Consider the following 12,905-nt stretch of genomic DNA (forward strand, 5'->3'; position numbering starts at 1 on the left):
TGAAAACCATATAAAAGCCTTTGAAATTGTGTTTTTCTACATCAATTTTGGGTGGATTTGAGTATCATACTTTGGGAAACACTACCGCCTTTTTTACAGATTAATTTTAATTTTTAAAGCTCTAAGCTCTGTTTCTAAAAAGCTCTATGAACGCATCAGCAAGTTTAGGCATTGCTCCGTGTTGTTGACATACATAGGCAGCGACTTCGGTAGCCAATTGTTGTGCTTCTTCAACGGATTGCCCATTGAGGTAGGCTGCCACAAAAGCCGCTGTAAATGAATCGCCTGCACCTACCGTGTCAGCCACGTGTACTTTGGGCGATGGTACAAAACTGATCTTATCAGTTGCGAAAACATAACTTCCTTGTGTACCTTTGGTTAAAATCACGATTCTCAAACCATACTCTTGTAATAATCGCTTACAAATTTCTTCCTCTGTACCTTGCCAACCGAATAGATTCGCTATTTTCACCACTTCTTCATCATTGAGCTTCATCATATTGGAGAGTTTGAGCGACTCGTCAATGATTTCTTTCGTGTAATAGTTCAATCGCAAATTAATATCAAAGATTTTAAGACTATCGGGAGGCATAGTTTGAATAAATTTGTGGATAGTTTGCCGAGAAACTTCGCTTCGCTGTGCTAGTGAGCCAAAACAAACAACTTGTGTTTTTTTTGCTAAATTCTCGGTTTCTGTGGTAAAGGGAATATTGTCCCAAGCTACATTTTCACAAATTTCATACTGCGGAATACCTGCTCCGCTGAGGGTTACTTGCACCGTACCTGTTGGGAAATCAACGGTTTCTACAAGTGCATTCAATTCTTTACGCTTTAAACTTCGTAGAATTTCGTGCCCCAATACATCAGAACCTACGGCACTCACAACATAGCCTTCAAAACCAAATTGTGATGCGTGATACGCAAAATTAGCAGGTGCTCCACCTAATATTTTTCGTTCAGGAAATACATCCCAAAGGATTTCTCCCAAACCTACAACTATATTTTTCATTTGTTTTTCTTTTTAATATGTTGATAATTTGATACTTCTTACAAAAGGAACAATTTTTCTTGAGAAAATAGCCTTTTGGATATAATTAATTTTTTATACTTTTTGTTTGCAAGGGAACGACACTTTTTGAATATATTATGTCGTTTTTCTTTTTAAATTTAGTGTCATTAAGATTAAATAAGCCACACCAATGCTAAGTACTATTAATGCTCCCGTTTGTGATTTAACCGCATCAGTAGCAAGTCCCATAAAGAATGGAAATATCGTTCCGCCGAAAAGTCCCATAATCATCAGACCTGAAACTTCATTCTTTTTATTGGGTAGAGCATACATCGCTTGTGAAAAGACAATGGGAAAAATATTCGAATTACCAAAACCAACCAATGCAACTGCCACATAAAGAGCTGTTTTTGTGTCAAATATAAAAAATCCTACCATTGCGGCTACCATACAAATTACGCCAATAGTAAAAAATTTCTTAGGCGAAAAGAATGATAAAATAAACGCTCCACTGAAAGCACCTATCGTACGAAACAGAAAATAAACACTCGTAGCATAAGTAGCATCTTCTAAACTTACACCTACACGCTCCATAAGTAATTTCGGAGCGGTAACATTCACGCCAACATCAATCCCCACGTGGCACATTATTCCTAAGAAACAAAGGAAAATGAACTTGTTACCCAATAATGAAAAACACTCAGCAAACGAAGCACTTTTACCCTCTTGTTTCTCTTCTTCTATGGAAGTAAACCCTAGCCAAACAATAGCAATTACTGAAATAATAGTAAAGATTGGGAACAATATTTTCCAATTGTCATAAGCCAATGCTGTACGAGCCATTATAATAGGAGCAATAAATGAGGCTATCGCTTTAATAAATTGACCAAAAGTGAGCGAACTCGCTAATTTGTCGCCTTTTACAATGCTTGATAGTAGCGGATTGATAGCTACCTGCATCAATGTATTTCCAATTCCTAAAAGTGAAAATGAAATAAGCATCGAAATATATGAATAATGAAGAAACGGAATTACCAACGAAATGGCGGTAACTATCAAACTCAAAATTACAGTTTTGCGACGTCCAATTTTGCCCATCAGTACGCCCGTGGGTACAGAAAATAGCAAAAACCAAAAGAATACAATAGAAGGAAGCGTGTTGGCAACCGTATCACTTAAATTAAAATCATCCTTCACATAATTGGCAGCTGCTCCTACAAGGTCAACAAACCCCATACAGAAAAAAGCTAACATAACAGGCAATAAACTGCCTAAAATAGATTTTTTTGTCATCTTTTTGTTATTTTAGATTATAAACATTTATATTTTCAACACTTATTATGCCTTGCTCATTATCAAATGATAAGGAATTATATGCTGCCGTAGGGAACATCGTGTTAGTTTGTACCACTTCTCCATCATTTACGAAAATTTCGGTAGAATTTTTATCAACAAATAGGCGAATTTTGTAGCTATTTTTTGTTGGAAGTGGGGCATTGATAACAGTTTGAGCAAAGTTATCACTGAAATCAACCTTACCACTTTTAGAACGGTCAACCGCCAAGGTTTTATTTTTCAAATCGAAAATAAAACGCATTTGTTCGTTATTTTGATTGAACAATTTGAATTCAAAAGCAGTTGCTCCTTGTGGTTTTACAACAAATTCCATTTCGTAAGCTCCTACATTGTCTTTGAGTAGTTTATCAAAAGTGTAACTCTTTTCAATTTTCTGATTGTCAAACCTTTGATTTTCTCTACGTAACTCATTAAGTTCTTTCACAGGGATACTACTTACTACCAAATGTTCGCCATTGTGAGCCAATTTCAACTCTCTCGGAAGTGTCATTGCACTACAGAAATTTTCCGTAGGCGTATTGTTAGCATAATCCCAATTATTCATCCACCCAATAAAGAGGCGACGACCATCCGTAGCGGGAATATCACTCCAAGTAACACCTGCATAATTATCTCGTCCGTAGTCAAGCCAAAGAGGATAGTTCATTGTATCGGGAGTAAAGGTTTTTCCGTTGAAATCCCCAATGAAATATTGTGTAGCACTTCCTCCATTTGGTCCTCCAGGGTTAATGCTTACAAAAAGTACCCACTTGGTTTTTCCGTCATAGGTTAAAGGGAATAAATCGGGACATTCCCATACGCCCCCGTGCGAGCCGATGCCTTCTCCAAATTCACTCAACTTGTTCCATTCTTTTAGGTTTTTAGAGCCATAAAAAGTAATGGTTTGTGAGGTAGCCAGTGACATTATCCATTGTGCAGATGCATCGTGCCAAAATACTTTTGGATCGCGGAAATCAACAATATTTGGGTCCGTCAATACAGGATTTTGGTCGTAAGTAGTGAAGGTTCGTCCATTATCAAGGCTATATGCAATGGATTGTGTTTGGTTTTTCCCTGCTGAGGTATAAATGGCAATTAAGGCATCTTTACCAAAACCTCCTGTATTGCTTTTATCAATAATGGCACTTCCTGAAAATATTGTCCCAAGAGCATCAGGAAACAAAGCAACAGGCAAATGTTCCCACTTACGAAGGTTTTTACTCACTGCGTGTCCCCAGTGCATATTACCCCAACGCGTCCCGTATGGGTTATATTGATAAAATAGGTGATACTCTCCATCTTTGTAAACCATTCCGTTAGGATCATTCATCCAGCCATAAGGTGGAGAAAAATGATATATTGGGCGATACGTTTCGTCGTAATTGTACTCAAATGTATCCGATTGTTTTATTTGTTGATACCAAATGTCCGTAGTTTTTATTGGAGCGAAAGCAAGTTCTATTTTTTTGCTTTTGTAAGCATCAATATGTATAGGAAACCAATAATTTATGTGAGTTTGTGCCAAGCGAACGTTCATTTGCTCACCAATATTTTTACCATCAACTGAGAGCTGAATAGCTACTTCGGGAGCTTCTTTTTCAATTGGTAAAAGGATATATTTTTGATTAGCGTCAAAGGATAGTTTATAATTGGTCATAAAAACACTTTTAGCTTTATTTCCTTGTTCAATTTGGTCAATGAGAATATGCCCCCAACCACCTCGCTGATTATCCACAATGCGAATAATTGCTTTTTGGTTATGATAGGCTTTTACATCCCAAGTGAGCCACTGCAATGCTTCGCTTTCTACAAATGAATGCGAACGATACACACTATTTCCGTTGATAATAAGTTCAACATAAGTGTCTTCATTTTTTCCTCCTCCGATAAGGAAGTTTATGTAATCGCGTTCAATAGTAAATTCTTTTGAGGTAAGTACCCCACGCGTATCATCACCACCTTGAAAACTATTGGCAAGGAATTTTCCTTGAAAATTACTTACAGGTTGTTGTCCTTTATAACTTCCTTCAATAGGTTTTTCACCAAAAGCATCACCTTCAATGCTCCATTTATCAAAGTTACCAGACTCAAAATCGTCAATACTAATATCACCAGTGGAATTACAGCCACTTAGCAATGTTATTAACAATCCACTTAATACTATTTTTATTTTCATATTTGTATGTTTATTTATCATTGTTGAAGAGAATTACTATTTCTAATATTTTTCATTAACAATTTCGTGTGTATGATTAAAATTCCATATCTTTTGTAAGTTTTTTATAGATGTAACTCTCTAAAATCACTAAATACTTCTTCTTGAAACTATTTTATTCTCCAAATTATCTTAAAAATGAGTTAGGAAGAGTACCTTTGTCAAAGATTTAATCTCTGACAAAGGTTTATAAGTATCTCAGCAAGATGTTTTATTAAAATCCTACATTTTGTTTATAAATTCCTTTTACAAAACCGATTTGTTGTTGCGGTATAGGAATATACTCATTTTTGTTTTTTGTAAAACGAGCATTTGAATAAATAGCAGGACGTCGGGTTGCTTCGGAAATATAGTAGGCATTAAGTACTTCGTGAGCAATGCCCCAACGCACTAAATCAAAGAAACGCTCACCTTCCATAGCAAATTCTAAACGACGCTCCCAGCGTAAGGCTTGTTGGGCATATTCTTTTGTCCAATTACTATTACTGTAAGGCTCGATATCTACATTAGAAGCGTATCCGATAAGTGATGTACTTTGTTTGGCACGTGTACGTACTTGGTTGATTAATACAAGTGCATCGTTATGACGGTTTAACTCTATCAAAGCTTCTGCACGCATCAGCAGTACATCGGCATAACGTAAAACAATTCGATTTTTAGAATTTCCTCTAAATGGATTAATATTCTTAAAGCAAGGACAATCAGGGTCAACATTTTCTTTAAGTGAAGCATATACACCATAAATATTTATGTTTCTATTCCAATCTTCTTTATAAATACGATTCGTGTTGTACTTATATGGAAGTCCAGGAATTGCAACTGTATGAAATAACCTTGGATCAACCTTATCACTTGATGCGTTGTAATTAACATTGTTATAGGAATCAAATTGTGGAATACCGTTAGAAGTTTTGAAAGCATTAACTAAGTTTTGGCTTGGTTTATGAAAATCACAACAGCCTAATCCCATTGGGGTAGAAAGTACATCACCCCAGTTTAGTCTTCCGTAAGCGGTTCCATCTTCGTGAGAATATTGGATAGCAAAAATGGATTCTTTTCCATTTTCATATTCACCAGGGAGGAAATTGAAAGCAAAATCCTCTTCTAGTCCATAACTTGAAGTCATTACCTCATTAGTGTAAGTTAGTACTTCCTCCAAATCGTTAGAGTTGATGGAAGTTACGTTATTTGCTTCGTCCTGTCTGTAAGCTTTGTATAAATAGGCTTTGGCGAGATATGTTGCAGCGGCATATTTATTAGCACGTCCTTTCTGAGGCTGATTTTCGGGAAGCAAATCGTAGGCTTTTTTGAAGTCGCTCACAATCCACGCCCATTGTTCGTCGTTAGGCAAGGTGTTAGGTGTTTTTTCATATTCGTTATCAGGTGTATTTTCATCAACAAAAGGAATATGTCCAAAAACTCTTTTCAGCATAAAGTAAAAATGCCCACGTATGAAATACATTTCGCCCATTCGTTCATTTTTCTTTTCAAACGATGACTCTTTCAGAAGTCTCAAAGCGTTGTTTGCACGTGAAATCCCTTGAAAACAACTAAACCATAATTTATCAGGTTCTCCAAAAGTAGGTTGAATATTTTGGGAGATTTCATAGAAGTGGAATACACCAATGTCGTTTAAGTCACCTCCCCCTTTATAAGCATCATCGGATCGTACATTTCCGTATGGCCAAAGGCTAAAAGGCACATCATAATGGTCGTTACCCAAAGCTGAATAAGCAGCTGTAACTAATCCTTCAACTTGTGTTTTTACTTCTTCATCAGTCATTATACCTTGTGGAGTTTCATCAAGGAAATTACAACTTACTAAAAAGAAGGAGCTTAAAAAAGCTGTATATATTATATTTTTCATTTTTTTAATTATGTTTAAAGTTAAAAAGAGGTGTTGATACCTACGGTAAATGTCATTGGAATCGGATAACCGTAGTTCGGGTTTTCAGGATCTTTCCCTGAGAAGTTTTTGCTTTTAATAGTAAATAAATTTTGTCCGCTAACGTAAAAGCGCATTTTACTCATTTTTACTTTTTCCAATAAACTTTGTGGAAGAGAGTACCCTAATTGTATGTTACGTAATTTTAGGTATGAACCATTTTCAACGAAATAAGTAGAAAAGCGTCCTTCGTCATTTGGGTTGAGGTTTGAAACACTTGGAATATCAGAATTTGGATTCGTTACAGGGTCGAAAGCATCAAGAAGACGTTTTCCTTTGTTAGAGTACGTATCGAAGAACCAAAAATCAGTATGGCGTTTGACAGCACTATCAATATCCACGTTATGAACTCCTTGCAAGAAGAATGTTAAGTCAAAATTTTTGTATTCTAAATTGACATTGAGTCCATAGATAAAGTCCGGATGTGGGTCGCCAATCCAAGTGCGGTCATCATCGTTGATTATGTTATCATTGTTTAAATCACGATAACGAATACGTCCAACTCCTTTTCCTTCTTGTGTTGCGTGATTATCAACCTCTGATTGAGATTTAAAAATGCCATCAGCTACATAGCCGTAAAAAGAACCTAATGGACGTCCCAAAATATTGTCTCCTCTTCCGTTTCCACCATAAGCATTTACTACCGATTCAGGAAGTTCCGTAATACGATTTTTATTGGTTGAGAAATTGGCATTAAGGTCATATTTCAGTCCGAAACTTGTTTCGTTTCGATAACCCAATGAAATTTCTAAACCTTTGTTTTCCATCGCTGCACCATTTACCCATTGATGTGCTCCCTCACCTTTGATACCTGCGTATGGAGGTTCGACCAAAATATCCTTGGTTTTTTTGATATAATATTCAGCAGAACCATAAAGTGAATTGTCAAAGAAAGCAAAGTCAAGTCCAAAGTTGGTTTGTGTAGTAGTTTCCCATTTTAGTTCTTTGTTACCCAATCGGTCGCGTTTAAAGCCCGATGCCAATTGCCCTGAATTTTTACCTTCGATGTCGTAGGAGGTATTCCAAATAGAATTCCATATGTAATCTCCTGTTACACCATAATAAGGCACATAAATATTGTAGATGGAATAATTCCCAATTTCTTGGTTTCCGTTTTGTCCCCAACCAAAACGCAATTTCAGGTCAGAAACTGTGTTTTGTAGGCTTTCCATAAAAGACTCTTGTGAAATACGCCAACCTAAATTGAAGGCAGGAAACGTTCCCCAACGATTGTCTTTATGAAAACGTGAAGAACCATCGTGACGAAGTGTAACCGAAGCTAAATAGCGGTCAGCAAAGGCATAATTTACCTTTCCAAAGAAAGAAAATAGTCTGTATCCGGACGATAACCCTGTTCCTGTTACTCTTCCTGTTCCCAAATTAGGCCACATATAATCTGGAGTTTCGACTGCAAAATCATACGCACGGACAGAAAAATCAGTATCGTTCTGACGGAACATTTCCATACCTGCAAGAGTTTCAAAACGATGGCTTCCCAATTCAAAGTCATACGTAATGGTATTTGACCAATTCCATTTGAGCCAATGTGCTTGTTCTAAACTTGAAAAGGTAAGTGCCTTTGGTTCTTCCAAAAAACCTGAAATGAAAGAGTGATTAAGTCCTCGTTTGAAATAATTACCATAATCAAGACCGAAACTTGAACGGAAATTAAGTTTATCCAAGGGTTGTATGTTGATAAAAACATTTCCAAAAGTTCTCCAAAAGTTGAAACGATTGTTTTGCCCATCGTGGATAACACGTGCTGGATTTTGTCGGTCGGGCATTCCTCCTACGGGACCACCCCAACCCGTTCCGTCAGCAGTTCTTACAGGGATGAATGGAGCGGCAATGACAGCACCTTCAATGATATTTTGCCCAACTTCACTTGTGCGATTGATTGTTAAATTCTCACCAATGGTAACAACTCCATCTAAAAGTTTGTAATCGGAATTGATACGTGCTGAAATACGTGAAAAATCTGAATATTTTACTAATCCTTCGTTCTTATAGTATCCTAACGATAAGAAATAATTTCCTTTTTCAGTACCGTTTGAAACTGATAGATTGTAAGAATGAGCCACACCTGTTCTAGTAACTTCATCAAACCAATCAGTATCAGCAGGAAGCAAAATACGTCCAATTTTATCTTTAAATTCACTTGGATAACGTAAACGATTTAAGACAGTATTCCCCGAAGCATCTATCCCTTCGTCATACATGATACCAATAGGATTGGTGTTTGGATCTTGCCCACTGTTTTTAAAGGCTTTCCAAAGTACCCTCGCATACTCATCAGAGTTCAAAGTCTCAATTTGCGATTGGAAAGAAGAAATAGTGGTGTAATGGTCAAAATCGACTCTTATTGCTCCTTGTTTTCCTTTTTTGGTGGTGATAATGATAACCCCATTTGCCGCACGTGACCCATAAATACTCGCTGCCGAAGCATCACGAAGTACCTGAATGCTTTCAATATCATTGGAATTGAGTTCGTGCATTCCCGCTTTAGTAGGCACCCCATCAATGATATAAAGAGGATCATTGTTATTAAGCGTCCCAACACCACGAATACGAATAGTAGCAGCTCCTGAAGGCGTTCCATCATTGGTTACTTGCATACCCGCTACACGCCCTTGTAAGGCTTTCATTGGGTTGTTTTCGGCTGCTGTCATCATTTCATCGACTTTTACTACCGAAACTGCCCCTGTTAGGTCGGCTTTTCGTTCAGTACGATAACCAACAGCAACTACTTCATCAATCATTACCATATCTTCTTCCAAGCTGACATTGATTTGTGTGCGTCCACTAACGGCTACATTAAGTGTCTTAAAGCCAACATAAGAGAACGATAATGTATCATTCGTGTTTGCAGTGAGGCGGTAATTCCCATCAAAATCGGTGGTTGTACCAATTCCTACTCTGTTTTTCACAATAACACTCACGCCCAAAAGCGGTTCGTTATCCGTTTTTGATTTTACAACTCCTTGTACATTTACTTGTTGTGCGGAAATTATCCCATAGCAACAAAAGAAGCTCATCAAAAACATCAGGTTCATTTTTTTGATTATTAGATGATGCATATTAATATAGTTTTATATTGTTCCTAAATTTACACTTAATTAAATTTATACATATACAATATATGCTATTAAATTTTTCACAAAGTTGCGATTATTTACGTTTTGACACTGTAAAAAATTGGTCAAAAACAAGCAAGAATGTTGCATTTTAGAATCTTGAATAAAAAAATGAATTTGTAAATCATTTAAAAACAAAAACTTAATTATTTAACTTCAAAAAAATATTCTCTGAGTGGATATCTTTACCTCCAAAAAAAGAAAAAAATCGAAGTTATTTTTTATTAAAACTAATCGTATTCTTAATCTTTGTGATTTGATATTTCCGAAAAACGAAGCAAGATTTTTATGAAATAAGCATCTCCAAGCAGGTCATTTTTTGTACCTTTGTGTTCGTTAATGTATCTAATGATGAGGTTTATATATCCATTTTTATTTTTGATTCTGTTTGCCTGCCAAAATGAGAAAGCACCCCAATACATTGTTGGAGTTTCACAGTGCAGTGACGACTTGTGGCGCGAGGCGATGAATGAGGAAATTAAACGTGAAATAGCTTTCTATCCACAGACACAAGTCATTATAAAAAGCACAAAGGATAATACTCAACAACAATTACAAGATATTGAGGAATTTATAAATCAAAAAGTAGACTTACTTATTATTGCTCCAAATGAAGCAGAGGCTCTTACTTCTGTTGTTCAAAAGGCACATCTACAAGGCATCCCCATAATCTTAGTTGATAGAAAAGTTAAAACTGACAATTACACGGCTTACATCGGAGCAGATAATTACCAAATTGGGAAAGAAGCAGGGTTATATGCCGCATCGGTGCTCGGTGGCAAGGGAAATGTCGTTGAAATACGTGGTTGGAAAGGTTCTACCCCTGATACAGAACGCCACCAAGGCTTTGTAGATGCTCTTCGCAATACACCCGAAATAAAAATCATTGCGGAAGTATATGGAAATTTCTTGAAAGATGATGCTAGGAGTCAAATGATTTCTATCTATCACGAACACGAAACCATCGACTTAATTTTCGCTCTAAACGATCGAATGGCTTCGGGTGCGTATGAGGCTTCATTGTTATTTAGTGGAAGAAAACCTTTCATCATTGGAGTAGATGCCTTACAGAACGAGGGTGTTCAAAACATTATCCAAGGAAAGCAAAACGCCTCGTTTTTATACCCAACGGGAGGAGACAAAGTGGTTGAATTAGCGATGAAAATTTTGCAAAAACGGCCTTTTACCAAAGAAAATACATTACATACGACTGTTGTAGACAAAAGTAATGTGCGTATCTTACAACTTCAAACAGAACAAATTACCGAAAAACAAGCTAAAATTGACGCTATTAATCAATCTCTGAACGAAAGTTTAGTAAAATACACCAATCAACGGACACTTTTCTATATTTCAGTCATTGCCATAGTCTTAGTAATGATATTTTTATTAATTACCATTCGGGCATACCGAACCGAAAACAGAGCTCGACAAATGTTAGCTCTTAAAAACGAAAAAATTCAAAGGCAGACCGATATTCTTCAAAAACAAAAAGAACAATTAGAGCTTATTACCAAGCAATTAGAAGATACAACACAAGCCAAATTGGTATTTTTTACCAATATTTCACACGAATTCAAAACACCTCTGACCTTAATTTTAGCACCCGTAGATTCACTTTTGAAAAACGAACAACTAACTGAAAAACAACGTGAAATGCTATTGCTTATCCAAAAAAATAGCCATCGCTTATTGTTTCTCATTTCTGAACTTATCGAATTTCGTAGTTACGAACGCGGAAAAATAAAAATGTGTTTTGTACGAGCCGACCTTAAAATATTCTTGGAAGAAATCAACATATTTTTTGAAAATTGGATAAAACAAAAAAATATTGATTTTGTTTTTCGTGCCGAAGCAACTTCCTTTGAAATTATTTTTGACAAAGAAAAAATGGAAAAAATTTATTTTAACTTGGTTTCCAATGCCTTAAAATTTGTCAACTATAACGGAAAAATAGTTATTTCTCTTTCGAAAGAAAATGAAGGAGTGTGTTTATCTATTTTCAACACAGGATCTTATATCCCGGAAGATAAATTGACAGACGTCTTTGAACATTTTTACAAAATAGATCCCAATAGTGAAGGTTCAGGTATTGGTTTGGCTTTAGCACAATCATTGGTGTGGGCTCATAAAGGAACAATTAGTGTGGAAAGTGACCGCAATGAAGGAACTACTTTTTCTGTGCATTTACCTAGCCAACATAGCGAAATATCGGAGGATATCTACGAAACGAGTTTTTTACAAACACAAATGAGATTGTTAGCTCAACCCTCTTCAAATAACGAAGAAAGAATGTGCCTCTCTTCCGAGTCTACGCTGCCTGACAAACCTTTGGTTCTCATTGTGGAAGACAATGAAGATATGCGTAAATTTATCTGTCATATTCTTTGTAACGAATTTAATTTGATTGAAGCAGTTAATGGCGAAGAAGGATTTAAAAAAGCCAAAAAATATACACCCGATTTAGTTATTAGCGATGTAATGATGCCCCAAAAAGATGGATTTGAACTTTGTCAACTATTGAAAACCAATCTTTCAACCAATCATATTCCTGTGATTTTGCTTACAGCCTATTCTTTAGATGAGCAGAAACAAATTGGATTTGAAAGCGGTGCTGATGCTTATATCTCCAAACCTTTCAATACGAATTTACTACTTGTTAGAGTAAGAAAACTCATTGAAAATCGTAAGAAAATACAAGAAATTTTCTCTAGTAAATTACTTGATGTTTCCTCAAAAGAGTCTCTTGGCAAAGTAGAAGAACTTTTTATTAACGAATTTAAAACATATGTTCAAAGACAAATTGCCAACCCCGATTTGAATATTGATGAAATGGCAGAAGCTCTTGGACTCTCTCGCTCACAACTCTATCGAAAAATAAAATCATTGACCAATTATTCACCTAATGAACTTATCCGAATCATTCGAGTACAACAAGGCAAACAACTACTAATGCAAAAAACCAAAACTATTTCAGAAATTGCTTATGAAATAGGATTTTCATCACCTTCCTACTTCGCTAAATGTTTTAAAGATTTATACAATGAAAGCCCAACAGAATTTGTAGAGAAGTTGAAATAGAATAATATGAAAAACCACGACTTTGGAGGGGTTTTCAGCTCCCTGCAAGGGCAAGTGGTTTTGAGATGCGGAAAATATTTTCCGCATCTCAAAACACAACTTGCTCTGTTCGGGTGAACAGAAAATACTCCCTATCGGTCGCACTAAAGTCAGCTTTGAAAAGGAGAGAAAAACCTTCCAAAATCA

General features: G+C 36.1%; 6 protein-coding genes. 1 reads left to right on the plus strand and 5 read right to left on the minus strand.

What is annotated here, in order from left to right; translation table 11 throughout:
* Positions 1–121: 121 nt before the first annotated feature.
* From CCAND38_RS06335 to CCAND38_RS06355, 5 genes are all read right to left on the minus strand, one after another.
* Positions 122–1,009 (minus strand): carbohydrate kinase family protein, encoded by an 888-nt coding sequence (locus tag CCAND38_RS06335; RefSeq protein WP_042344429.1) that lies wholly within the window; start codon positions 1,007–1,009, stop codon positions 122–124.
* Between the two features lie 135 nt (positions 1,010–1,144).
* Entirely contained in the window at positions 1,145–2,302 is a 1,158-nt protein-coding gene (locus tag CCAND38_RS06340) for an MFS transporter (protein WP_262482003.1), read from the minus strand.
* Between the two features lie 7 nt (positions 2,303–2,309).
* On the minus strand, positions 2,310–4,520 hold the full coding sequence (locus tag CCAND38_RS06345; RefSeq protein WP_042344454.1) for a glycoside hydrolase family 32 protein: 2,211 nt from the start codon (positions 4,518–4,520) through the stop codon (positions 2,310–2,312).
* A gap of 253 nt (positions 4,521–4,773) precedes the next feature.
* Positions 4,774–6,426, minus strand: a complete 1,653-nt coding sequence (locus tag CCAND38_RS06350) for a RagB/SusD family nutrient uptake outer membrane protein (RefSeq protein ID WP_042344431.1) — start codon at positions 6,424–6,426, stop codon at positions 4,774–4,776.
* 20 nt (positions 6,427–6,446) lie between these two features.
* Positions 6,447–9,557, minus strand: a complete 3,111-nt coding sequence (locus CCAND38_RS06355) for a SusC/RagA family TonB-linked outer membrane protein (RefSeq protein WP_231550004.1) — start codon at positions 9,555–9,557, stop codon at positions 6,447–6,449.
* Positions 9,558–9,989: 432 nt separating this feature from the next.
* Between CCAND38_RS06355 and CCAND38_RS06360 the strand changes: the two genes are divergently transcribed.
* Positions 9,990–12,719, plus strand: a complete 2,730-nt coding sequence (locus CCAND38_RS06360) for a substrate-binding domain-containing protein (RefSeq protein WP_231550005.1) — start codon at positions 9,990–9,992, stop codon at positions 12,717–12,719.
* Positions 12,720–12,905: the final 186 nt, after the last annotated feature.

The sequence above is a fragment of the Capnocytophaga canis genome (assembly GCF_000827555.1).
In the GTDB taxonomy this organism is placed as follows: Bacteria; Bacteroidota; Bacteroidia; order Flavobacteriales; family Flavobacteriaceae; genus Capnocytophaga; species Capnocytophaga canis.